This is a genomic window from Rhodoflexus caldus, assembly GCF_021206925.1.
Lineage (GTDB): Bacteria > Bacteroidota > Bacteroidia > Cytophagales > Thermoflexibacteraceae > Rhodoflexus > Rhodoflexus caldus.
In genome coordinates this window covers 143,822-169,389 of the sequence record NZ_JAJPRF010000006.1, presented here as the reverse complement: position 1 = coordinate 169,389, position 25,568 = coordinate 143,822, and the positions used below count along the sequence as shown (strand labels likewise).

At 48.4% G+C, this 25,568-nt stretch carries 18 protein-coding genes; 9 read left to right on the top strand and 9 right to left on the bottom strand.

Annotated features, from left to right (window positions below; all coding sequences use genetic code 11):
- Positions 1 to 32: 32 nt before the first annotated feature.
- The 3 genes from NDK19_RS09350 to NDK19_RS09340 all read left to right on the top strand — a co-directional run bounded on the left by NDK19_RS09350 (position 33) and on the right by NDK19_RS09340 (position 5,823).
- Positions 33 to 2,381, top strand: a complete 2,349-nt coding sequence (locus tag NDK19_RS09350) for a hypothetical protein (protein WP_250631611.1) — start codon at positions 33 to 35, stop codon at positions 2,379 to 2,381.
- 87 nt (positions 2,382 to 2,468) lie between these two features.
- Complete coding sequence (gene recA / locus NDK19_RS09345; protein WP_250631610.1) at positions 2,469 to 3,521, top strand: recombinase RecA; 1,053 nt, start codon at positions 2,469 to 2,471, stop codon at positions 3,519 to 3,521.
- Between the two features lie 310 nt (positions 3,522 to 3,831).
- Positions 3,832 to 5,823, top strand: a complete 1,992-nt coding sequence (locus NDK19_RS09340; protein WP_250631609.1) for an OstA-like protein — start codon at positions 3,832 to 3,834, stop codon at positions 5,821 to 5,823.
- A gap of 242 nt (positions 5,824 to 6,065) precedes the next feature.
- Here NDK19_RS09340 and NDK19_RS09335 read toward each other — a convergent pair whose 3' ends face one another.
- Together NDK19_RS09335 and NDK19_RS09330 are read right to left on the bottom strand one after the other, a co-directional pair.
- Positions 6,066 to 7,055, bottom strand: a complete 990-nt coding sequence (locus tag NDK19_RS09335) for a ribonucleoside-diphosphate reductase small subunit (protein WP_250631608.1) — start codon at positions 7,053 to 7,055, stop codon at positions 6,066 to 6,068.
- A 286-nt stretch (positions 7,056 to 7,341) separates the two neighbouring features.
- On the bottom strand, positions 7,342 to 8,451 hold the full coding sequence (locus NDK19_RS09330; protein WP_250631607.1) for a BamA/TamA family outer membrane protein: 1,110 nt from the start codon (positions 8,449 to 8,451) through the stop codon (positions 7,342 to 7,344).
- Between the two features lie 89 nt (positions 8,452 to 8,540).
- Between NDK19_RS09330 and prmC the strand changes: the two genes are divergently transcribed.
- A complete protein-coding gene (gene prmC / locus NDK19_RS09325) occupies positions 8,541 to 9,398 on the top strand; it encodes a peptide chain release factor N(5)-glutamine methyltransferase (protein WP_250631606.1) in 858 nt (285 codons plus the stop codon).
- 3 nt (positions 9,399 to 9,401) lie between these two features.
- Here prmC and glmS read toward each other — a convergent pair whose 3' ends face one another.
- The 4 genes from glmS to NDK19_RS09305 form a co-directional block, all read right to left on the bottom strand.
- Positions 9,402 to 11,243 (bottom strand): glutamine--fructose-6-phosphate transaminase (isomerizing), encoded by a 1,842-nt coding sequence (gene glmS / locus NDK19_RS09320; RefSeq protein ID WP_250631605.1) that lies wholly within the window; start codon positions 11,241 to 11,243, stop codon positions 9,402 to 9,404.
- 215 nt (positions 11,244 to 11,458) lie between these two features.
- Positions 11,459 to 12,571 (bottom strand): DUF6268 family outer membrane beta-barrel protein, encoded by a 1,113-nt coding sequence (locus tag NDK19_RS09315; protein WP_250631604.1) that lies wholly within the window; start codon positions 12,569 to 12,571, stop codon positions 11,459 to 11,461.
- A 4-nt stretch (positions 12,572 to 12,575) separates the two neighbouring features.
- Positions 12,576 to 13,043 carry a DUF2147 domain-containing protein gene (locus NDK19_RS09310; RefSeq protein ID WP_250631603.1) on the bottom strand — a complete coding sequence of 156 codons (468 nt, stop codon included), beginning with the start codon at positions 13,041 to 13,043 and terminating at the stop codon, positions 12,576 to 12,578.
- 65 nt (positions 13,044 to 13,108) lie between these two features.
- Positions 13,109 to 13,876 (bottom strand): hypothetical protein, encoded by a 768-nt coding sequence (locus NDK19_RS09305; protein WP_250631602.1) that lies wholly within the window; start codon positions 13,874 to 13,876, stop codon positions 13,109 to 13,111.
- Between the two features lie 99 nt (positions 13,877 to 13,975).
- On the opposite strand from NDK19_RS09305, the gene NDK19_RS09300 reads away from it, so the two are divergent.
- The 3 genes from NDK19_RS09300 (at position 13,976) to NDK19_RS09290 (ending at position 21,681) form a co-directional block, all read left to right on the top strand.
- On the top strand, positions 13,976 to 14,860 hold the full coding sequence (locus NDK19_RS09300) for an alpha/beta hydrolase (RefSeq protein WP_250631601.1): 885 nt from the start codon (positions 13,976 to 13,978) through the stop codon (positions 14,858 to 14,860).
- A gap of 67 nt (positions 14,861 to 14,927) precedes the next feature.
- Entirely contained in the window at positions 14,928 to 16,886 is a 1,959-nt protein-coding gene (locus tag NDK19_RS09295) for a CBS domain-containing protein (RefSeq protein ID WP_250631600.1), read from the top strand.
- Between the two features lie 250 nt (positions 16,887 to 17,136).
- Complete coding sequence (locus NDK19_RS09290; RefSeq protein ID WP_250631599.1) at positions 17,137 to 21,681, top strand: fibronectin type III domain-containing protein; 4,545 nt, start codon at positions 17,137 to 17,139, stop codon at positions 21,679 to 21,681.
- Here NDK19_RS09290 and NDK19_RS09285 read toward each other — a convergent pair whose 3' ends face one another.
- From NDK19_RS09285 to NDK19_RS09275, 3 genes are all read right to left on the bottom strand, one after another.
- Complete coding sequence (locus NDK19_RS09285) at positions 21,682 to 21,822, bottom strand: hypothetical protein (protein ID WP_250631598.1); 141 nt, start codon at positions 21,820 to 21,822, stop codon at positions 21,682 to 21,684.
- 48 nt (positions 21,823 to 21,870) lie between these two features.
- Positions 21,871 to 23,244, bottom strand: coding sequence for an ATP-binding protein (locus NDK19_RS09280; protein ID WP_250631597.1), 1,374 nt, complete (start codon positions 23,242 to 23,244; stop codon positions 21,871 to 21,873).
- Positions 23,245 to 23,325: 81 nt separating this feature from the next.
- Positions 23,326 to 23,655 carry a tetratricopeptide repeat protein gene (locus tag NDK19_RS09275; protein ID WP_250631596.1) on the bottom strand — a complete coding sequence of 110 codons (330 nt, stop codon included), beginning with the start codon at positions 23,653 to 23,655 and terminating at the stop codon, positions 23,326 to 23,328.
- 137 nt (positions 23,656 to 23,792) lie between these two features.
- Between NDK19_RS09275 and NDK19_RS09270 the strand changes: the two genes are divergently transcribed.
- Both NDK19_RS09270 and NDK19_RS09265 read left to right on the top strand, forming a co-directional pair.
- Entirely contained in the window at positions 23,793 to 24,524 is a 732-nt protein-coding gene (locus NDK19_RS09270) for an electron transfer flavoprotein subunit beta/FixA family protein (RefSeq protein ID WP_250631595.1), read from the top strand.
- Positions 24,525 to 24,551: 27 nt separating this feature from the next.
- Positions 24,552 to 25,505 carry an electron transfer flavoprotein subunit alpha/FixB family protein gene (locus NDK19_RS09265; RefSeq protein WP_250631594.1) on the top strand — a complete coding sequence of 318 codons (954 nt, stop codon included), beginning with the start codon at positions 24,552 to 24,554 and terminating at the stop codon, positions 25,503 to 25,505.
- Positions 25,506 to 25,568 lie beyond the last annotated feature (63 nt).

The window sequence follows — 25,568 nt, the reverse complement described above, 5'->3', positions numbered from 1 at the left end:
TTGCGAAAACCATTGCTTTAATCAGTTGCAATATGATGGAATCCGGAACCTTACAAAACGGCAAAGCAGTACTTCTCAGCACTAATCGTTATACAAAAGACAGCGATATTACGGTACACACAATGGCCGAGCCTGCGGCAGGCTTGATGCAGCAGGCGATTGGGCAGCACTTAATTAGCAGTTTACATGCCGAAGATATCGTTTGGCTGAACAATGAGCCGGATGTTATCAGAATTAAAGAGCAAATCGCTTTGGCTGCCGAACAGGCCGGCGACTTGCTGTTGATTTATATTGCAGGCACAGCCATTTTGCGCCGCGGTCAAATTTATATCACCTTGCCGTATTCTACGCAGGCGCAAATCCACGTAAATGGTATTTCCATACAGGAATTGGCCGATATCGTCCGCGAGCCGGAGGGCGCACACAAGGTTTTTGTGCTGGATTGCCATTTCTCGGGCGATGCTCCCGATATGATGCAGGCGGTACGCGAGGAACTGCACCGGCACGCGGCCAAACTGAAAAAATCGTTCCTCATTGCTCAACCGTGGCAAGAAGGACGCGAAACACTGGGGCAGCAAATCAGCCGCATTTTGCGGGAAGGCATAATGAAACCGCAAGAGTGGCTTACCTTGGAAGATATTTGTCAGGAACTCAGCGAAATTGCACAACGCAACCGCCAGCCCGAGCCGCTGATGGCCGCCAAAAAGCAAACGCTTGGCATAGCCATAGCCCCTAACCAGCGCTACAAAGAGTTTCAGCGCCTGTTTGCCGAAGCTCGGCAGGCTTTTGATGCACATGATTTTGGCCTTGCTCTCACCTATTTCTCACAGGCACAAGGGCTTTATGCCAACGACGACGACACGGCCACCCATATCCGATTTATCAACCGCTTTCAGGAGGCAGAACAGTTTTATGCCCAAAAGCAGTATATCGCCGCGCGCCGTGCCTATGAGGCCGCTTTTGAGTTGATTCCCGTGCCGTTTTTGCTGGAAAAAATAGAACGCTGCACGGCAGATTTAGCCAATCATTATTTTGAACTGCAACAATACGACCAAGCAAAAGCCGCCTATGCGCGCTTGGTAAGCGACCACCCCGGCGATGCTTTCTACGCCGAACGGCTGCAAATCAGCTCCTCCGAGCAGCGCTATCACGAGTTGATTGATAAGGCAGACAGTCATTATTTCCGCTATGAATTTGTAGAAGCACTGGAAGCCTATCGCGAAGCCATGACCATTCATACCGACACAAAAACCGAACGCCGTGCACAAGAGTGCCAGCGCTACGTAGATGTGTTGGTATATCTGCAACAAAAAGCTGAAACCGATGTCCGCGCCCGCATAGCGGAAGAAATGCAGCAAAAGGCGGATGCAGCCGTTGCCGAACGTGTTGCCCAGTTGCAAAAAGAACTTACGGCGCGAATAGAGCAGGAGACGACCGCGAAAATGCAACAGCACTACGATACACTCGTTTGGGATGCTGCCCTGCAAAGCAATCAACGCGCAGCGGTTGAACTTTACCGCAGCCTGTTTCCCAACGGGGCATACATTGACCAAGCCGACTATTGGTTGAGCCTGCACCAAGAACCTATTTACACCCCCGCAAAGCCCGTTGAAACATCGCCTTCCGTGCAATGGCAAGCACCTGCGGCAACCGAGATAAGCCCTGCCATTCAGCAAGAGGAGCAGCCGGCAGAACAGTCTTTGTTTGAGCCGATAATAGAGGTTGCGCAGCCTCAAATGCAGGAAATCGCGCCGCAACCTTCAGCCGAACTCCCCAAAGATGAAGAAACTCTCTGGAATGAGGCACTCAGCAAAGACACGATAGAGGGTTACATGGAATACATTTCCCGAACCTCCGACTCTGAACATATTGCAGATGCTTATTACCGCATCAGCCGCATCAGGAATGCCGCCGCTCCCGTGGAAGAGGAAACGACGGCGACCTACACCCCGCCTGCCGAAGAAACGCCTGCATCTGTTTACAATAACGGCGTTCACGAAGAAACATCTGCCGCCAATACGAGTGCCTATGAAGCACCCGCAGTTGCACCCGCAGTTGCAGCGTCTGTAACAGAAACCTACCCAAACACTGCCGAGATGTTCGAGGAAGACTTTTGGCAACAAGCCCTGTCGGCCAATACTTCTCAGGCATATCAGGACTATCTGAACCGCTCAACGCTGCTTAAATACGAAAGTCAGGCAAAAGAGCGCATCAGCGAATTGCAGGAAAAAGAAAAAGTGCAGGAAACTTTGGAATGGGAAAAAGCGAGCGCCGAGGATACTCTGGAAGCCTACAAAGCGTACATTAATAAATATCCGTTTGGCAGTTATTATGCCAAAGCCCGATTCCGCATCGCAAGATTAGAATCGGAAATCAATTAATATTGTGCGCTTGTAATTATTTATTGATTTTTGCTTGCAAATTGCTTGCAGAAGTGCTAAATTCACGCTTTGAAATAACAATCAGTCATGGCAGAAGACAAAGAAAAACAGGAAAAGCTTAAAATGCTGGAACTCACCATCGCCAAGTTAGACAAGGCGTATGGCAAAGGCACGGTCATGCGTTTGAATGGCGATAAGGTAGAAGACATTCCTGCCATTTCAACCGGTTCGTTGGGCTTAGATATTGCATTAGGCATTGGCGGCCTGCCTCGCGGCCGTGTAGTAGAAATTTATGGCCCCGAATCATCAGGTAAAACAACACTGACCCTCCACTGCATTGCCGAAGCACAAAAAGCAGGCGGTTTGGCGGCGTTCATAGATGCAGAGCACGCGTTTGACAAGGTATATGCCGAAAAACTTGGTGTTGATTTAGATAACCTGTTAGTTTCACAGCCCGATAACGGTGAGCAGGCTCTTGAAATTGCCGAACAACTCATCCGCTCCGGCGCAATAGACATCATAGTTATTGACTCCGTAGCTGCACTCGTCCCCAAAGCAGAATTAGAAGGCGACATGGGCGACAGCAAAATGGGCTTGCAGGCTCGCTTGATGAGCCAAGCGCTCAGAAAACTAACCGGCACCATCAGCAAAACCAACTGCTGTTGTATCTTCATCAACCAGCTTCGCGATAAAATCGGGGTGATGTTTGGCAGCCCCGAAACCACCACCGGCGGCAATGCGCTGAAATACTACGCATCCGTTCGTTTAGATATTCGCCGCATTGGTGCCATCAAAGAAGGTGCAGATAACGTGGTGGGCAACCGCACCCGTGTAAAAGTGGTGAAAAATAAGGTTTCTCCGCCTTTCCGTCAGGCCGAGTTTGATATTATGTATGGCGAGGGCATCTCAAAAGTAGGGGAAATCATTGATTTAGCCTCTGAAATGGAAATTATCAAAAAATCGGGCTCGTGGTTCTCCTACAACGGCAACAAGCTCGGTCAAGGGCGCGATGCAGTGAAAAACCTGTTGGCCGATAATCCCGAATTATCCGATGAGATTGAAGCTAAAATAAGGGCTATGGCAAAAGGAATGCCCGTACCCGATACGGTCAGTGCCAACGGAGAAGCAGATGATGAATAATCAATAAAACAAACCCGACCGTATGCAACAATCGGTCGGGTTTATTTTATCAACCAAGTGAATAAAAGCCCTATAATATGGATAAACCTGATGGGTCTTGAAAGACCTGTTAGGCTTAAGTCCTTGTTTTTCAATAATTTACGCAAGTGTTTTCGCAAATCTCTTGCGCTTTTGTGTAAATAAGCAGATTTTGGCAAGTAGCACAAATGAACGCCGATGGATGGGTTAAAAGCGAGAACTCCACATCTCTTAACACTATTTAAGCCCGCTTGCAAACGCATGGCAGGGCTTTTTCCATAGTTTTGCAGCTATGATACCATTACAAAAATCGGCAATCGGAGGCCGCAGGGCAATTATTTGGGGTTTGCTGTTATTCTTTTTGGCATATACAGGCGGCTTGCACGCACAAAATCCCGCATCAGGCGTCAGCAGCGCAGGTGCCAAACAACAACAACCTGCCAAAAAAGAGCCCCCAATAGAATTGTTGCCCGGTGCAGGAGTGCTCATAGGAGACGTTGTAAAAGGCGAAAATGTGCGAAAAGTACTGATGGATTCGCTTACAAAAGCACAAATCGGGTTCCGGCAAGGGGGTGCTATGATGTTTTGCGACAGCGCCATCCAATACATAGGTCGGAATGTGGTACATGCCTTTGGGCGCATCTACCTGATTGATGCGGACAGTACCACGGCTGTCGGCGATTCGCTTTTTTACGATGGCAATACCCGCATAGCACGTCTGCGCGGTAATGTTGTGCTGCGCGATAAGGACAAAACCGTTACGACGAATCGCTTGGACTACAACCTCGCCACCAAAATAGCTAATTACAGCGGTGGCGGCACGGTTCAGGACGACAGCTCGCGCTTGACCAGCCGCGTCGGTTACTACAACACCATTACCAAGGTTGCCAATTTTCGCGGAAACGTACACTACCAAAGCCCCGAAACCGAGCTTTCAGGCGATACTCTCACCTACAATGCCCGCTCGAAAATAGTCTATTTCAATTCACGGACGCGCATTAAAACCCGCAACGGCGATATTATCACCGATAAAGGCGAATACAATACCGTGCTTGGCAAATCCAACTTTAAAGGGCGCACCAAAATTGATACGGACGAATATACCATCAGCGGGGATGTGTTGGATTATGACCGCGTAATGGAACGGGGATTTGCCAAAGGCAATGTAGAGTTTTACAACAAAAAAGACAACTTTATTATCCTTGGCGACTTTACGCGCTACGATGGCGTGCTGGAAACAAGTCAAGTATATGGCAATGCCGTTCTGATAAGCCCGCAAAAAAACAGCAAGGATACACTCTTTCTGGCCGCCGATACGCTGATTTCTTACAAGGAAGCACCATTGGCCGACTCATTGCCTGCCATTAAAAAACTGACTGCTTACCGCAATGTGCGCATCTATCGTTCCGATTTTCAGTCAAAATGCGACTCGCTGGGTTATCATCTGAACGATTCTACCATTTTTTTCTACTACGACCCCGTCATTTGGGCGAAAGGTTCGCAGTTAGTAGCCAAAGATATCAGCGTCCGCATGAAGAATAGTCAGATAGACTCCATGAGTTTGCAGGAAAAGGCTTTTGTGATTTCGCAGGACACGCTGCTCAATTTCAATCAGACCAAAGGCAAAAATATTGACGCAAAATTTTACAAAGGTGAACTGCGCAAGGTTTTTGTGAGCGGCAACGGTGAAAGTATTTTCCACGTGCTGGAACAGGATACCTTGTTTATGGGGCTGAACTACGTCAAATGCAGCGACATGATTATCACTTTCAACGATTCGGCGCAGTTACAGGATATTTTGTTTATTAAACAGCCCGAAGGAAAGTTTATCCCGCCGCACGAGATTAAGCAGGAAAACAAATATTTGGACGATTTTAACTGGCGAAGCAGCGAAAAACCGGCAAAGGGCGTTGTGTTGGGCATCCATGCAGCCAATCAGTACCGCAGCGGCGATTTGAAAGGCGCACTGATGATTGTGGATGACTTTTTTAAGGTCTTCTTAAAAGATGACAGGTTGATTTTTTACCGCACCGATGCAGATGAGGCAGACATTAAGCCCGAATTTTTTGTCCATGTGTATCCCAAAAACAAAAATGACTTGCCCATAGATAAGCGAAAGACAGGCTATGAAAATTTGAATTTCCGATTCCCTGCCGAGCAGTTGCAAAACCGAACAGCCAAACACGACTTGGTATTACCAGAATTTAAGGCGGCGCGAGTAGTCATCGGGCAATACGGGGCTAAGAAAAAGATACTTTGGCAAAAAAGCTACAATTTCAGATAAGCCAAGCAGGCGTTGGGGAATTCGGATTTGGGATATCGGATTTACAATTAGATTTAAACGCCTGTTTTTCAGTAGCTTACCCAAAAAACTTTTCGCAAACTGCTTGCGTTTTTGTATAAAGCCGTAGGTTAGTGGCAACTATCGGCTTGTATTATGGAAGATGCTTTAATTTGGCTTGATTGGTTCTAAAAAAACGAGGCCACCCATCGGGTGGCCTGTGAGGTTATTTAAACGTTACGCTATTAAAAATCTTCGTCTAAGCTGAATTTCTGTGCTGATTTTTCGCTCATCACGCCGGCTTTTTGATATTCGCCTACGCGTTTTTCGAAGAAGTTGGTTTTTCCTTGCAGCGAAATCATTTCCATAAAATCAAATGGATTAGACGAGCCGTAGTACTTTTTGTAGCCCAACTCCACCAGCAGGCGGTCGGCCACAAACTCAATGTATTGGCTCATCAGCCGCGAATTCATGCCTATTAAGTCCACGGGCAGAGCATCTGTGATAAACTCTTGTTCAATTTCTACGGCATCAGTAATAATTTCGAGCACTCGTTCCTCCGGCAGGCGATTTTTCAAATGGCGGGTGTAGAGCAGGCAAGCAAAGTCGCAGTGCAAGCCTTCGTCTCTGGAAATCAGCTCATTAGAGAAACTGAGCCCCGGCATGAGGCCGCGCTTTTTCAGCCAGAAAATAGAGCAGAAACTGCCCGAGAAGAAAATACCCTCAACGGCTGCAAAGGCCACTAAGCGCTCGGCAAAGTTGGGGCTTTTAATCCAGCGCAGCGCCCATTCGGCTTTTTTCTGCACGCAGGGGACGGTTTCAATGGCGTTGAACAGGCGGTGCTTTTCCGCAGGGTCTTTAATGTAGGTGTCAATCAGCAGCGAGTAAGTTTCCGAGTGGATGTTTTCCATCATAATCTGGAAGCCGTAGAAACATTTTGCCTCGGAGTACTGTACTTCGTGCAGAAAATTGGCAGCCAAGTTTTCATTCACAATGCCGTCGCTGGCAGCAAAAAACGCCAATACGTGCGAGATGAAATGACGCTCGCCATCGTTGAGGTTTTCCCAATCTTTCAGGTCTTGTGAGAGGTCTATTTCTTCGGCAGTCCAAAAACTTGCCTCATGTTTTTTGTACATCTGCCAGATATCGTCGTACTCGATGGGCAGCAATACAAAACGATTGGGGTTTTCAACCAGCAATGGTTCTGTAAAAGTTGCGGAATCAGTGTTTGTCATTGTATGTGCAATAGATAAGATAAATCAAACATCAATCTTACATCCTGAAACAAATTGTCTAAGCGGATTTGTTTTAGGATTTTTACAAGATTTTTCGGTAAAGGCGCGGGGTAGGGGCGGCCTGTTATTGCCTGCAAAGATGCAATAAATAGGCCTGAATTGCGAATTTTTTTGCGGTTTTAAACATTTAAACTATTGCTTGAATGTTTATACAACCTAAACATCGTCGGATTGCAGTTGGGGCTAAAATAGTATTATTTTTAGTATGATTGCAGTTTTACAAGCCCTAAAACGCTTCGGCAATGGAAAAATACAAGCCTTGATTGTGTCGGCCGAATCCGTAATCCAAGCGCAGGTTGAGTTGCTCTTTTCGGTTGAGGGCTAAGCGCAGCCCGCCGCCGTAGCTGTATTTGAGTGTTTGCAAATTCACATCGGAGGGTGTTTTGAAAACATCGCCGATGCCTGCAAAAGCCACAGCCCCTATGCGCCAAAACAAATGGCGACGATACTCTACCTGTGTGCCTGCAAAATTCAGGTCGCGAAAGCGGTTGCGAGCATATCCGCGCAGGATGTCGTCATTGCCTGCCGCGGCCAGCATCAGGAAAGGCGGATTCCCGAAATTGAAATTAGCCAATATCTGATAGGCAATCACATCTTTTTTACCGATACGGTGGTAGCGGGAAAAATTAACCGTCAAATTGCGGTAAGAGAAATCTCCGGCAAGTGCTTTGCCGTAGGCATAGATACCCACATCCAAAAAAGTACCTCGCGAGGCATTCACAACGTTATCGCGTGAATCTATCAGAAAAATCAGTCCTGCACCTCCGTTAACGCCTCCGCTGCTGCCTGTAATATTTTGACTGCGCAAAATTCCTGCTGCTTCTACTCTGAAATTGTGCAAGTTGGCGATTTGATAGTCAATGCCTGCATATATTTTATCCCAAAATTGGCGCATGGCAGTCAGGCGGGCATTGAGAATATCGTAGCTGTACAATTCGGGATTGCCGGCAGGGCTCTGATTGCCAATGCCGTAGAATCGGTCAGGGAAGTTGCGGTAACGGGCTTCGCCACGCAGCAGCCATGCCTCATCTTTTAAAAAAATATTCCATGACGACCAGATGTCTAACTGCCTGTTTTGGGTGTAGTCGGTAAGCAGTTTCACGTAGGACAGGCGGTTTTTGTCTTCGTCATCGCCAATGCGGAAATAATAGAAGCCCACAGCGCCATAGGCCAACCGCGTGTCGGGGGTGGAGTAAAGCAGTGGCAGAATTAGCAACCCGTCTTTTTCTTTGGGCTGAAAAAGTTTGGTAATTTTCAGGGTATCAGAGGCCAGCGCGCTGCCTGCATACCACAAGAAGAAAAACAGAAAGAGTATTTTTGAAGCCAGATGATTCATGTAAATGTTTTTGACGCATACCGAAGGTAGTTTAAGGTTGATACAGGCGTGTGAAATTACAATAAAAACGGTTTTAACAGTATAAAAGTTTGACAAACGCGAAGAGTATTTTACAGCATCTTAGGCAGGAACTGCGCGACATCTACGAACCGCAAGAAGCTGACAGCATCGCCAATTGGCTCATGGAAGATTTTTTCGGGCTGCGACCTGTTGATGTGATTGCAGGCAAAGCGCCTGATTTACAGGGTTTTGACAAATGGAGTGAGGCGCTTCCTTTATTACGGCAACACATGCCCGTGCAGTATGTGTTGGGTTATGGTTGGTTTGCAGGGCAGCGGTTTGCCGTAGGGGAGGGCGTACTAATTCCCCGCTCGGAAACAGAGCAATTGGTACAAATGGCCGATGATTTTTTAGGCAGTCTTGCCGTCCGGCAACCTGTCATTGCAGATTTATGCACCGGAACGGGTTGCATTGCGCACAGCCTTGCCTTGCGCTATCCGCAGGCAGAGGTTTATGCGATTGACAACAGCCCGCAGGCCTTGTATTATGCGCATTTGAACGCACGCCGATTAGGCGTGAAAACGGTTATCCGAGAGGCGGATGTGCTATCCGATACCCTTGCGGAGTTGTTGCCTCTTTGCGATGTGTTAGTGAGCAATCCGCCGTATGTGCGGCAAAGCGAGCAGGCGCAGATGCACGCCCGCGTGTTGGATTTTGAACCGCCGTATGCACTTTTTGTGGCGGACGATGAACCGCTTATATTCTATGAGGCCATTGCCCGAACCGCTTGGCAATGCCTGAAAAGCAGCGGGTGGCTGGGTGTAGAAATTAATGAAGCACTGGGTGAAACAACGGCGGCAGTTTTTCGCGCCAAGGGGTTTGCAGACGTTGCCGTGCAACAGGATTTGCACGGCAAAGACCGCTTTGTGGTAGCAAGGAAACCATAAAACTTATTCCACCGTTACCGATTTGGCGAGGTTGCGGGGCTTGTCTACGTCCAAATCTTTGGCTACGCCGATGTAATAGGCCAGCAGTTGCATCGGAATAACGGAGAGTAGCGGAGTGAGCAGTTCGTCTGTTTCAGGTATGGCAATGTGTGCTTCGCAAAGTTGAGCCGTAAAGTCGTCGCCTTCGGTCAATATGGCGATTACTCTGCCTCTGCGGGCTTTGATTTCCTGCATATTGCTGACTACTTTTTCATGTACCGCATCTTTGGTGGCCACAAAAACAACGGGCAGGGCATCGTCCACCAAGGCAATGGGGCCATGTTTCATTTCTCCCGCCGGATAGCCTTCGGCGTGTATGTAGCTGATTTCTTTGAGTTTAAGTGCACCTTCGAGCGCGATGGGGAAGTTATTGCCGCGCCCCAGATACAGAAAGTCGCGCGCGTCTTTGTAGCGCTGCGCAATTGCTTCAACGGCAGCCGCATTGTCCAGAATCTGTGCAATTTTGTCGGGAATGACCGAAAGTTCGTTGCAAAGCGAAAGAAAGCGCTCACGGCTGATAGTGCCTTTGGCAAGTGCCAACCGCAGTGCAAAAAGGGTAATGACGGTCAGTTGGGCGGTGAATGCTTTGGTGGAAGCTACGCCTATTTCGGGGCCTGCATGGGTGTAAGTGCCTGTATGTGAGACCCTTGCAATGGAGCTACCCACAACGTTTACGATGCCGTAGATAAAAGCGCCGTTTTCTTTGGCTTTTTCTATTGCAACCAGTGTGTCGGCGGTTTCTCCGCTTTGGCTGACTGCCAGAATCACATCACCTTCACCCACTACCGGATTGCGGTAGCGAAACTCAGAGGCGTATTCTACTTCTACGGGGATTCGGCAGAGCTCTTCAATCAGGTATTCACCCACTAAACCGGCGTGCCAACTGGTGCCGCAAGCAACAATGATAATCCGACGTGCCTGTGTGAGTGTTTCGAGGTTTTGCTCAATCCCGCTTAGGGTAATGAGCCCCAGACCGGCATCTAAGCGACCGCGCAGACAGTCAAAAACGGTGGTGGGTTGCTCAAAAATTTCCTTAATCATGAAATGGTCGTAGCCGCCTTTTTCAATGGCTGCCAAATCCATGTCCAACTTGGTGATGAAAGGTGTCTGACGTTCATTACCTAAGTTTTTGAGAATCAACTCATCGGATTTGATGATGGCTACTTGATAGTCGTTTACATAGACCACCTCTTTGCTGTATTCCAGAATAGGGGAAGCATCGGAGGCCAAAAAGTGTTCGCCTTTGCCAATGCCGATAACCAACGGGCTGCCTTTACGTGCGGCAATCAGCGTATCGGGGTTTTCTATATCCAGCAGCACGATTACATAAGCCCCTACAACGCGTTTGAGCGCAATGCGCACGGCTTCTTCCAGCGGGCAGTGATTTTGTTCGCGGATATCATCAATAAAGTTGAGCAGAACTTCGGTGTCGGTGTCGCTGTGGAAGCGATAGCCTTTGTTGAGCAACTCCTGCTTGATTTGGGCGTAATTTTCAATAATGCCGTTGTGAATCATGGCAATTTTGCCGCTTTGCGAAATATGCGGGTGAGCGTTACGGTCGCTCGGCTCGCCGTGAGTAGCCCAGCGTGTATGTCCGATACCGATGTTGGCGGCTAATGGTATGCCGGTCAGGCTTTCTTCCAACTCCGCCACTTTGCCTTTGCGCTTGTAAACTTTGAGTTGATTATCATCATTTATGAGTGCAATGCCTGCGCTGTCATAACCGCGATATTCTAAACGCTTTAAACCTTTCAGTAAAACAGGGTAGGCCTGACGTGGCCCGATGTATGCAACGATTCCGCACATATGTGAGTTTTTGATAGTTTGAGTAGCCGAAAATAACATGATTTTCTGAGCCGATAAAAAAAATCCACTTTTTGTGAAAGTGGATTTTTTATTTGCGGATAGCGTTTCAATTCCTTTGTCAAGCATCTCAACCACGTGGGGTGCGCAATGCTTTGAGCGGCTGCCCCGTTATCCTGAAAATCGGGCTTGAAAAACAGTAGCCGGTATGCTTGTCATCATGGGCTTACCAGATTGATACTGAACGCAAAAAACAACGGATTGGTGAGTGTATTTTCTACAATATACTCGCGGCGCGGAGCATTTTCCGTTGCCGATACGTTGAAATTTGCATTCATGCGCAAGCCTGCTTGTGCCGAGAGCCAGATGAATCCGGAGATTTGCTGCTCGTAAGTCAGGCGAACCTTCAACTCGGAGCGGCGTATTTCTGCACCGTTGATGCGCTGGCTGAAGGGGTCGCTCGCACGGCTGCGGATATGGTAGGAGTTACCTTCCAACTCATAGCCCAACAGCAACAGCGAGGTTGGTGAAAAGTTTCTGCGCACGTTCAGTCGGGCAGGCAGCAATGCTTCTATGCCCCAGCGGTCGTTGAAAGTGCGGTTGTACATCAGCAGGGGAACGGTGTTGTTTACTTCGCCCAAGCGATAGGTGCGCGCCCAGCCTAAGCCCCACATGAGTTTATCAGACTTTTTCCAACCGTAAATACCCAATACGCTGTAGCGGGTAGTATTCAGTGGTTGCAGGTCAGAGAAGTTATAGTTGCCGTTCAGGTCGGCATTGGCTGCTACTATGACAAAGTTTTTTTCGTTGAGCGGCTTGAAAACCGTTGCCATCAGTCCGGTTGTGCGCAAACCTTTTTCCTGCAAAGCACGGTGCATGGCATTGTTTACGGTCGCTTCATTTTCAAACTGCATACGGCTTTCGTAGTAGTTTACACCCAGATTGACAATAATGCTGCTGCGTGAAATTACGGGAAAGTTTGCGCCCAAGCGCAAGCCGTGCGAAAGAAACGAAGCACTGCGGTTGCCCTCCGAAGGTACCGTGCCGGGGATACCTGCCAGAAAAGGTTTGAAAGTAGTTTCAATGGTTTGCGGCAACTGCAACTCATAGCCTATGCTGATGAGTTTGGTCGGGCTGAGGAATTGTACTTTTTGTGTACAATAGCGCTTTACGCTTTCATCGTCGCCATATTCGCCGTATTCGTCAAAATTGTCCTCAACTTTGGTTGTGTCGGTTTGTGCCATTGACAGGCGGACGGTAAATAAAAAGCACACAAGCAGCATAACAGCACGTGCTGCCTGTGTTGCCAACAAGCTGATTCTGAATTGCATACAATTAGTTTTTCTTCACCTGACGTTTCCATACATCTGTTCTGCCGAACAGCGACACCCCGATAAAACCACGTACTTCAAGGGTGTTTTCATCGGTGAGTTTCATTTCACAACTGTAATCATTGCCGTTTTCGGGGTCGTAGATTCGGCCGTCCTCCCACACTTTGTTGCCTTTGTAAACAAAATCGCGCAGGTTTACCAGCCCCAACAACGGGCGGTTTCTCAACGACTCATCGCCGTTGTTTTTATCTACTTTGGGTTTGCCGTTCTCATCGTTGGGTTCTTTCAGCCACACAATTTTGCCGTAGTACTTGTCGCCTTCTTTGTAGATGCGTACCATGCCTTTGCCCGAGCCGGTTTTCCAAACGCCAATTACCGAGTCGGCGTGTTTGTCATTGGCATATGCACCGGCAAATACGTAACAGCAGATGGTTGCTATCACCATCAATGTTAAGTTTCTCCATTTTTTCATAAGACTTTGCAATTTGGTTACGGAATTTTTAATTCAAGGTGCAAATTATTGGATTTAAACCATTTCTAAAATAGTACGCCTATCCGAATCCCCCAAAACTGATAATTGGCTTTTTCGGAGAATACGTTTCTTGTGGCCAGATTGATGAGCTCAATTCGCTGTTGTTGTTGATGATAGCCGCCATGCGCATAGATGGCATATTGCGGGGTAAGATAGGTTTTGATACCTGCGGCAGCTTCAAACAATGCGCCTCCCCAGTCATTGCCGGGCAGGTTGTCGCGCCAACCGATGGAGTAGCCGCCGCGTAGCAGCAGATAGGGCGAAAACTGCCTGCGCATCAGATGGGTGCGAATTTCGCCGAAAAGCGGCACTATTTTTCGGTCGGGGGATAGCTGTCCGTAGCCTGTTCCGGCAGCAAGTATCACATAATCAGCAATATACACGCCTACGCCGCCCATAAAAGTATAGCTTTGCGAGCGATAGTTGAAAGAGCCACGCGAGGTGCGCAGCATCCCCGTGCTGTAACCATAGCCGATTTCCTGAAAAACAGTGATGCCTTCCGATTTAAAAAACCTTGGTTTAATGGAATCGGTTTCCAAAGTATTGCGAGGTTCTTTGGCGATGCGCTCCACATCGCTCATGGGTAATTCCACACGGCTTTCTCCGTGGGTTCTGATGAGCAAAATACCGTTGTCAATGCGAATTAACTCCCCTCTGACCGTGCCGCCGTTTTTCAGATAAATAACATCCTGATAGGACGATTGCGCCCATGCGTTTTTGCACAGAATCAATAATACGACTACTACAAACAGGCGCATGTGTCTGGTTGGCATATTGGTAAATTGTTAGGAAAATTACGGATATTCACCCGATACTTTATTCGTATAATCATGAGAAATTGTTGGCTGCTTGTCATCTTTATATGCATAGGAATGAAACACGCACATGCACGGCAAACCGATTCAATCCCTTTGTATGTGGGTGCCGTACCTTACGCCAAATCGGGGCACGGCATTGTTGAAAAGGTTGAACATCGTCCGGGCGGCATAGACATCCTCAGCGGTGTAACCGTTCCCTACATAAAGTTGTTTTTACCACCACCCGAAAAACGCAATGGCACAATGGTGATTATTTGCCCGGGCGGGGGCTACTACATTTTGGCCAATAAACACGAAGGAACCGATATTGCGCTGTGGCTCAACAATTTGGGTATTGCTGCGGCGGTGCTGCACTACCGCCTGCCCAATGCACGGGCAATGGAGCAACCCGCTATTGTTCCGCTCACCGACTTGCAGCAAGCCATCCGATTGGTAAGGCAGCGCGCAGCCGAATGGCGAATTAATCCTGAAAAGGTAGGGGTGATGGGGTTCTCTGCCGGCGGGCATCTGGCCTCTTCTGCCGCCGTGAAATTTCAGACCGGCGATGCGAATGGCAGCCTCCGTCCCGATTTTGCGATACTGATTTATCCGGTTATCAGTATGCGCGATGAATTCGGGCACACCGGTTCGCGCGAGGCTCTGCTTGGAAAAAATCCTGACAGCCAAATGGTTGATAGTTTTTCCAACGAACTGTTAGTCAGCGAGCAAACACCGCCTGCTTTTATCGTACACACGACCGACGACCCCGTAGATGTGCGAAACAGCGTGGCTTTCTACACGGCTTTGAAAGCTAAAAACGTGAGTGCAGAAATACACCTGTTTGCCAAAGGCGGGCACGGGTATGGCATGGCTACCCGTATGGATTCGCCCGTAGCAGCATGGCCGCAACTGTGTGAAGCATGGCTGCAATCGCTTGGCTTATTGTTGCCAAAAAAATGAAAGGCTTGTTTTTATTCCGAATTCAATTATTTTAGTAACACACAATTCAACATAATACCGACAATTTATGGGCGACCTGAGGGTGCGATTAGCTAAAACACATACCGACCTGAATCGGTTTACGCGCTATTTACTGAAAGATGTGGAAGCATTGGACATCATGCTTCGCGAGGGATGGTTTGAAACCGATATCATACGCATTGGCGCCGAGCAGGAGATGTGCTTGGTGGACAGGCACGGAAAACCCGCACCGGTGAATATGCAACTGCTGGAACGATTGAAACATCCCAACTTTGTAACAGAACTGGCCAAGTTTAACATAGAGGCAAATGTGCCGCCGCTCACGTTTGAAGGCAACTGCTTTTCGGAGTTGGAAAGCAACCTCAACGATATGTTGCACACGCTGCGCGAAGTTACGTTTGAGCAAGATACACAGGCTATCCTGACAGGTATTTTACCAACCATACGAAAATTTGACATTAATTTAGACAATCTTACGCCCGTAGACAGGTACTATTCGCTGATGGAGGCCATCAATATGATGCGCGGCAATCGCTACGAGGTGCGCATTGAAGGGCTGGACGAATTGAATGTATTGGTGGACTCTGCCCTGATAGAGGCTTGTAACACGAGTTTTCAGGTGCATTTGCAGATTAAGCCCGACGAGTTTGTCAGAAAATACAACATAGCACAAGCCATTGCAGCGCCGGTGCTGGCCATAGCCACCAACTCCCCGATGCTGTTTGGCAAACGTTTGTGGGCGGAAACCCGCATTGCCTTGTTCCGGCAATCCATTGATACACGCATTGCTTCCGAACACCTGCGCGAACGCAGCCCGCGCGTAACTTTTGGCAGCCAGTGGTTGCAGGGTTCTCTGCTGGATATGTACAAAGAGGATATCATGCGCTTCCGCGTCATTTTCATGTCCGATATAGAGGAAGATGTGATGGAGTGTGTGCGCAACGGACAAACACCGCGCTTGCGGGCTTTAAACATTCACAATTCTACCGTTTACCGCTGGAACAGAGCCTGTTACGGTATCAGTGCCAACGGCAAACCACATCTGCGCATTGAAAACCGCGTATTCCCTTCCGGCCCTACGGTGGTAGATGAGGTAGCCAATGCCGCCTTCTGGATTGGCCTGATGAACGGCTTTGAAGATGCTTACGGCGATGTTACCAAACTGATGGATTTTGACGATGCCAAATCTAACTTTCTGGCTGCTGCCCGCGTAGGATTAGGCTCTAAATTTACTTGGTTCAATGGCAAAAAAATCATTGATATGGATTTGATTCGCAAAGAATTAATTCCGCTTGCCAAGGAAGGGCTCAAAAAGGCAAATATCAATTCGGAAGATATAGAGAAATACATCGGCATTATAGAGGCACGCAACGAAACAGGCATTACCGGTTCGCGTTGGATTTTGAACTCTTATGCAAAACTGATTAAAGAAACCACCAAAGAAGAAGCTACGGCAGCCATTACTGCCGCAATGGCCAAAAATCAGGAGCATAACGAACCTGTTCATCAGTGGAAAGATGCCAGCACAAGTGATATTGTGGAGTATGAACCTACCAATATGATTGTGGAGGAGTTTATGACCACAGACCTATTTACAGTTAAAAAAGATGATTTGGTAGAGCTCAGCGCCGATATTATTGATTGGAAACGCATTCGCTACATGCCGGTAGAAGACGACGAAGGGCGACTCATCGGGTTAATTTCTTCACGGGCATTGTTGCGGCATTTTTTGCGCAAAAGCCGCTATCCCGATGATAAAGATACCCGCGTGGAAGATTTGATGGTAAAAAATCCGATTACCATTACCCCGCAGGCTACGATTTACGAGGCAATGGATTTGATGCGGAACAACCAGTTGGGCTGCTTGCCTGTTGTTAATAAGGACAGTCTGGTGGGTATTATCACCGAATCTAACTTTTTAGATATTACCGCAAGTTTGCTCAAACGCCTTGCCCAAAAACGCAACAACAAGAAAAAGGATAAAGATAAAGGCGGACTTGTGTAAGTTTTTATTCGTCAAGTGCAAGAACCCTTCTTTTGTCGGCAAAAGGAGGGTTTTTTCTTTGAAATACGGTCAGGCGGCGCGATTAAGAATGAGATATTCGGAATGTGTTTTGCCTAAAATGTTAATATTGGAAATACCCGCGTAGGCTTGTTTATTTTAAAATTTTTGCTAAATTGCAACTATATATTACATCAATTTCCCTATGTGTGTTTTGAATTAGATGTTTTGTTTTATATGATAAGCCTGACCGGTGAAAATTTTTCTACTGCGTGCTTCGGGCGCGCTTTCAAATGTATTTCTGATTCTATTGGCAGCGTTGTTTTTTGGCCATATTGCCATTGCGCAGAATCAGCCTCCGCAAATTCTTCCGTTGAACAATCTAACGGTTGATGAGTCAGGAATTGTCGATGTAAGTTTATCGGCCACGGATGCCGAAGATGCGCGAGTGTTGGCTAATCCGCGCATTGTTGTTTTAGGCTCTTCCACCGCTGCCGGATTTGGCGTACCTCCTGATAGTTCTTGGGTAAGAAGACTGCGAAAATATCTCATTTCTTTGGGTAAACCTTACAGCCTTCATAATCTTGCAGTAAATAATTACACCACCTATCACGTGTTGCCCACAGGCAGTGTTCCGCCGGAGGATCGTCCTGAGCCTGACCCTCAAAAAAACATCACGGCGGCATTAGCGCTGAACCCTAACATCATTATTGTGCACTTGCCTTCCAACGATTTGGCAAACGGTTACACCACTGCCGAAACGATGGCGAATTTTGCCTTGTTGAAACAACAGGCAGAGGAAGCAGGTGCATTGTTTTTTATAACGACCACACAGCCGCGCAATCTGGGTTTTGCACTCCGACAAGAGTTAAAAAATCAGGCAACGCAAATTATCAGTACATATGGTGCATTTGCCATCCCTATTTTTGATGATTTGGCGGCAGCCGATTTGACCATTAAACCTGAGGTAGATTTCGGCGATAATGTGCATGTTAATGAAACAGGGCAGCGGCTGATATATGAAAGGGTATTGCAAGTCATAGACCCTTACCTTGCGCCGCAACCCGTGAGTTTTACTTTGCAAACACCGCTTCGTTTTTTGAACATTGTGCAAACAGACAGGCGCACGGCACGTTTGGAAGTGCGCCCGAAGTTTAACGATGCGGGCAACTACAACGTTACCATCCGTGCCACCGATACGGAAGGAGGAGTAGCCACGCGTTCATTCAACATATCCGTAACAGACCGCCCGCCCGGTTTTAACGGTAAATGGGCAGCTTCGCAGGTGGCAGGCAGCATCACGCACAACCTCAACGGCGGAGATACTTATGAGTTCTATATCTATTTTCCCCGCAACTACGACGACGACAATACGCCTAAACCCATACTTTTTGCCTTACATGGCAACGAGGGCAAGGCCAACGGTTTGGAACAGTTGATTGCACCAACCACGGGCGCAGGCTCTATTGCCCGCATGGCAAGCCAAGGCACAGATTTCCCGATGATTGTCATTTCGCCCAAACAAAAAAATACGGTTGGTACACAGTCGGTTACATCGTGGCATGTTGAACAGTTGCATCTGTTGGTACAGCACAGCCTGACCGCCTACAAAGCCGACAGAGACCGTATGTATTTCACCGGCTACTCCACTGGTGGCCACGGTGTTTGGGAATATGCCATCAAATACCCTGATTTTCCGGCTGCCATTGTGCCTGTTTCGGGATGGACAAACTTCGCCGGGTTTAATGCGCGCGGCGGCAATAATCCATGCACCATAAAGCACATCCCTACATGGATTTTTCATGGCAACCCCGATAACGTGGTACCTTACAGCGAATCTACACAGATGCAGTCGCTGATGAATGCCTGCATACCTACTCCCAATCCGTTGGTGCGACTAACGACTATCACGGGTGTGGTACACGACAACATCCGCCCGGTTGTTTATCCGAACATTACCGGTGCTGACAATATTTATGACTGGTTGTTGCAGTTTTCCAAGCGCGACGGCGTGCCGCCACAGTTTACGCTGAGCCCTGAAATCACGGGGATTACTACTTCAACCGTAAGCCTGAGAATGAGGATTAATGAACCGGGGCGCATTGTTTGGGGTGTTTATTCTCCAACGGTTGCTACACCAACCTATTCGCAGCTCCAAAGCGGTACAGGCGCGCTGCAAAGCGGTTCATTGGAAACCGCAGGTAATGTTACAGAGTCTTTGACCATCAGCGGTTTAACATTTGGTACGGCTTACAGAATTTTTATTGCGGCGCAAGATAACGCACCTGTACCCAACGTGAGCGCTATTGTTGCTTTATCGGCCACAACCTCTACCGAAGGCATTACTTGGCAATTGCAGCGGACGGTGAAGGTAAACTTTTCCAATACCACGGTACCCAATCTTCCCGATTGGACGACTATCAACGGGGATGCCATCAACGGAACAACCACATTTGCTTTGCGTGATGCCAACGGTGCGGCGGCCAACATCAACCTGATTGGTTATCACAACACGAATAATTCGTCTCACTGGGGCACTCGCGATAACAACAGCACGCTGACCAACGGCCCCGTGCCCGATGCGGTGATGCGGATTACGCTTGCCACGCAAAACACGATGCGGTTTAAGATTACGGGATTGAATCCGAGCCTTCGGTATTCGTTCACGATGCACGGAGGCAGAACCCTTGCGGGCACAGGTTTTACCGACCGTCCGTTGCTGACGGTTTACGATTTCAATGGTCGTCAGGCGAGTTTGGAGTGTTTGAACAATTCCAAGAATACGGTTTCTGTAGAATATGTTCAGCCTACGGCCAACGGCGAGATAGATTTCAGCTACTGGGGGAATAATGCAGACCGTTGGGGTTACATCAACGGATTGATAATCAATGAGTACTTGGGTATTACGGGTACGAATCCGCCACCTGCTGCCCCTGCGAACCTGACGGCATCTGCCACAGGCCAAACGACGGTTGCTTTGAGTTGGAACGCCGTGAGCGGAGCTACGGGCTACCACGTGTACCGCAGCACTACGGGAGGCTTTACGCCCTCATCGGCCAATCGTGTGGCAAGCAACGTAGCGGCCAATTCCTTCAACGACACGGGCTTACAGGCTTCAACGACGTATTTTTATATGGTAACGGCCGTCAATGCCAATGGCGAATCTGTGGCTTCCAATCAGGCACAGGCAACCACGCAGGCAGCCCCTCAACCACCCGCTGCCCCTGCCAACCTGACGGCATCAGCCACAGGTCAAACGACGGTTGTTTTGAGTTGGAACGCCGTGAGCGGAGCTACGGGCTACCACGTGTACCGCAGCACTACGGGAGGCTTTACGCCCTCATCGGCCAATCGTGTGTCAAGCAACGTAGCGGCCAACGCCTTCAACGACACGGGCTTACAGGCTTCAACGACGTATTTTTATGTGGTAACGGCTGTCAATGCCAACGGCGAATCTGCTGCCTCCAATCAGGCGCAGGCAACCACGCAGGCAGCCCCTCAACCACCCGCTGCCCCTGCCAACCTGACGGCATCAGCCACAGGTCAAACGACGGTTGCTTTGAGTTGGAACGCCGTGAGCGGAGCTACGGGCTACCACGTGTACCGTAGCACTACGGGAGGCTTTACGCCCTCATCGGCCAATCGTGTGGCAAGCAACGTAGCGGCCAACGCCTTCAACGACACGGGCTTACAGGCTTCAACGACGTATTTCTATGTGGTAACGGCCGTCAATGCCAATGGCGAATCTGTGACTTCCAATCAGGCACAGGCAACCACGCAGGCAGCCCCTCAACCACCCGCTGCCCCTGCCAACCTGACGGCATCAGCCACAGGTCAAACGACGGTTGTTTTGAGTTGGAACGCCGTGAGCGGAGCTACGGGCTACCATGTGTATCGCAGTACTACGGGAGGTTTTACGCCCTCATCGGCCAATCGTGTGTCAAGCAACGTAGCGGCTAACGCCTTCAACGACACGGGCTTACAGGCTTCAACGACGTATTTCTATATGGTAACAGCCGTCAATGCCAACGGCGAATCTGCTGCCTCCAATCAGGCACAGGCAACCACGCAGGCTGCAACCATTGCGAACGGTTTACGGGGAGAATATTTCTCTAACATGACACTTTCCGGTACTCCTTTGACCCGAACAGATGCAAACATTAATTTCAATTGGGGTTCCGGCAGCCCCATGTCCGGTATTCCGGTCAATCAGTTCTCTGTGCGTTGGACAGGCAGAATTAGTGCGACAGCAAGCGGGGTTTACACGTTTATTGCCAATACGGACGATGGGGTACGCCTTTGGATTAATAATGTGCTGATTATTGACCGATGGGTTAATAAAAGCGCCAGCGATGTGTCGGCTAATTTTACAATGACCGCCGGTGTATGGTATGATTTCCGCATGGAATATTATGAGAATAGCGGGAATGCTGTTGCCCGTTTAGATTGGCGTACTTCAACTATGGCGCGTGTCCCTGTGCCTCCCTTAGCTTTTCAATTGCCTGCTGCCGTGGGCAGTGGTTCACGTGTAGAAAACCTGTATGCTTCACCCAAATTGGATTTTAAGGTTTACCCGAATCCGGCAGTTGAACAGGTCAATATTCTGATGGAAAGCCCTTATGAAGAGGATACGGAAGTTGCGGTAATTAATTTATTGGGGCAAATAATGTATCGCGGGATATTACCCAAAGGCGCTTTGATGCTTTCTGTTCCGACATCACAGTTAGGCAGAGGTGCTTTTATTGTAGTGGCTGATAAGAATGGGGAGAGAGTAAGCAAAAAAATCATCATAAAATAGCTACACCCAGACCGCGAAAATCTCTTTGCCGTCGCGTTGTATCAATTCTTCGCGCCAATCGGGTTTTTCGCGGTCATCAAAAATCAGCAGCCAGCCCTGCGAAACGCCGTGAATGTTTAAATAATTGACCAATTGATTCAAGCCCCGCTCATGCGATTTTTCGCCCCGCCAGAGTTTGAGTTCAATAATTTACTTCCATTGCAGGTAGGTAACGACAATATCCAAGCGCTTTTCTTCCGAAGTTTCCACTTCTTTGAAGTCATGCCCCTGCCCGTTGATAATCGGTTTGAGAAAGGCTAAGAAAATCAGCCGCCATTCGCGCTCTATCAGGTCGCGGTTGCGCTTGCTGTATTGCTCTTTCATGAATGATTGAAATCTGCGCAAGACGCTTGCCAAGTCCAAACTGCCGTCTGCCGCTACGTAAGTATCCCTGAAATTATATTGCCTGTCTTCTATGAACTTTTGCAGGCGGATGTAGTTGTAGATGACCTGTTCATAGATGCGGTTGTGTATTTTGATGATGCCATTCCCCTTAAAAATACCGTACATTTCTCCTAAACGTATGGTGCTTTCGTTGGGGGCATAAGGCATTTTGTACCCTTCTAAGATAATGGCATAAACAAGTCGGTAGAGGGCTTCGTTATTTTCCAGATTTTTAATCAGGCTGTCAAAGTTGGTATTGCGTTCCCGCAGAAGCAGTTGCACGCTTTGCTCCAAATCGTCTAACGTCCAGCGGCTTTTGTCGGCTTTTTTGGGCAAAATATCTTCGGCAATGGTCTTGCACAATTTGGAAACCAAAAACGGATACCCCGAGGTGTAGTAATACAGCCTTTCCGATATTGCCTCAAAGTCCATTTCCACGCCTTCCGCTTCGCTGTATTGCCGCAACATGTAGGCAATTTCGTTGGGGTAAAATTCCATCACCACCTTGAAGTCCGTGGCAATGTTCCAAGGGCTATTAGTTTGTGCCTCTTCGGGGCGGCGCAGCTTGAATTTGAGCGACTTAATGTCATGTACGCCTGCCAACACGATGCTGTAAAAGGTATAGTGTTCGGGAAAATCGCGGTTCAAAAATTTGGTGCGCAACATGCCTAATAAGACTAGAAAAGGCTCATAATTGCTGCTTGCGTCCACTTCGTCAATGAGCAGCACCAACTTTTTATCGGTCAGATGTACAATGTCGGTAATGCGTTCGGAAAGGTCGCTCATGGACTGGGGCGGGGGCAACTTTGCCAGCGTTTCCTTGTTTTCAAAGGCTTTGGAACGCTGCAAGGCTGTGGCAAGTTGCTTATAAAAAAACTGCCCGAAAGCTATATCGCTCACATAGACCGATGAACCCAGACCCTGAAAATTCATGAAAATAGGCAGGTAATCTTCGCGCTTTTCCAATTCCCTGCGCAGGGCGGAAAGCATCGTCGTTTTGCCGAACTGTCGCGGACGGTTGATGACGAAATAATCGCCATATTCTACCATTTCCAAAATACTTTGGAAACGGCGGCTGTCGTCCATCATGTAATGTTCTTCTGCCCGACAAGTACCTGTGATGTTAAATCGTTTTTTCATGGTTTCGGTTGTAGCCTATGTGAGTAAAGCCTGCATCAACGCTTTTGAAGTTAAGCAAATGTACGAAAAAAGCAGCAGGGGCTAATCTTCTAAGTCATCCAGCCACTGCCTGTAGGCACGTTGCAGTTCGTTGAGGGCGTGGCGGTCTTGCATTTTTTGGCAAACGGCAATGCCTTTCTCATAAGTAGCTCTTGCCTCATCGTTGCGCCCGGCTTCGCGGTACATGGCTGCCAAATGGTAATAAGTAGCCGTATAATCGGGTTGGTTGGCGGCAAGTTGTTCCAGCATTTGCAGGGCTTTGGCAGGGTTGCTTTTGCGGTATTCCGTAGCAACGGCATAAATCAGAAAAGCATCATCAGGCTCATTTTCAAGCATTTGCAGCAATTCCTGCAATCTTTCTTCGGGTTTCATCAAACAATGTGGTTTAGAAAAATGTTATGCAAGCATAATATTTTTGGGCAAATCCTTTGATTTCACCCAAAGGTTGGCTTAATTCGCAAAACAAATAAAGTACACCGAAAATTCATCTTTCCCTTTAGCCTAACGATATGAAAATCTTAATTTGTATCAGCCACGTACCGGACACCAATGCTAAGATTCCGTTTAAAGACGGACAGCCCGACCTGAACGGTATCAGCTTTGTGATTGCACCTTACGATGATTTTGCTTTGGCGCGTGCCGTAGAGTTGCGCGATGAAACCAAAGGCAAGCTGACTGTTTTGAACGTAGGTCTGGCAGACACAGAGCCTACCATTCGCAAGGCACTGGCTATCGGCGCAGACGATGCTATCCGCGTGAATGCGCACCCACACGATGCCTTTTATGTAGCTTCACAAATTGCAGCCATTGCCAAGCAGGAAAACTACGACCTGATTCTGATGGGTCGCGAAAGCAGCGACTTCAACGGCGGACAGGTGCACGGCATGGTTGCCGAAATGCTGGGGCTGCCTTGCGTGGTGCCTTGCATGAAGCTGGATTTGAACGGCAATGTAGCCGTGATGCAGCGTGAAATTGAAGGAGGCAAAGAGGTAGTGGAAGTAGCGACACCTTTTGTGGCAGGCTGCCAAGAGCCGATTGCCGAGTGGAAAATCCCTAATATGCGCGGCATTATGTCGGCTAAGACCAAGCCGCTCAAAGTGGTAGAACCTGTGGCAGTGGAAAACTACACCCACATCACCAAATACGAAATGCCGCCGCAACGCAGCAGCGTGAAGATGATTGACAAAGACAACATCGGTGAGCTGGTGCGCCTGCTGCGCGAAGAAGCAAAAGTTCTGTAATTTCAACCACTAAATAACTGTCTGAAAATGAGCAATGTATTGATATATGTAGAAGCCGAAAACGGTGCTGCAAAAAAATCTTCTTTGGAAGCGGTGAGCTATGGTGCTGCCGTTGCCGAAATGCTGGGCGGTAAAGCCGTGGCTGTTGCCGCTGCTGATTTGTCAGCCGACCATGCAGGCGAATTAGCCAAGTTTGGTGCAGACAAGGTGCTGCACTTTGGCGGTACTGTTAATCAAAGCAGCGAAATTGCCGAACTTGTGGCCGCTGCTGCGCAACAGGAAAATGCCGCTGTGGTAGTTACTGCAAAATCTATCAATGCCGATTTGGCCGTGCCGATGATTGGCGTAAAACTCAAAGCATCGGTAGCAACCAACGTTACCGCGCTGCCCGATTTGAGCAACGGTTTTGTTGTAACCCGTGCTGCCTACACAGGTAAAGCCATTACGCAGGTATCGCTGCACAGCAACGTAAAAGTGTTGAGCATCAAGAAAAATGCTTCCGGCACAAAAGAATACAACAAGACGCTGGCAGTAGAATCATTCAACGCCAATATCAGCGCAAGCAAAATCACGGTGAAAGAAGTGAAAAAGCAAACCGGTGAAATTTTGCTGCCCGAAGCTGACATCGTGGTTTCTGCCGGTCGCGGCTTGAAAGGGCCTGAAAACTGGGGCATGATTGAAGAATTGGCCAAAACGCTGGGCGCTGCAACTGCCTGCTCTAAGCCTGTGAGCGACATGGACTGGCGACCGCACCACGAGCACGTAGGACAAACAGGCATCAAAGTAAGCCCGAACCTGTATTTTGCTATCGGTATTTCGGGGGCTATCCAGCACTTGGCGGGGGTAAACTCTTCCAAAGTGATTGTGGTGGTCAATAAAGACCCCGAAGCACCTTTCTTCAAATCTGCCGATTACGGCATTGTCGGTGATGCTTTTGAGGTAGTGCCAAAACTGAATGAAGCGCTGAAAGCTGCTTTGTAAGCAAGCGACATAAGGGTATAAAAAATCCGCATCGGGGTCTATCGGTGCGGATTTTTTTATGAT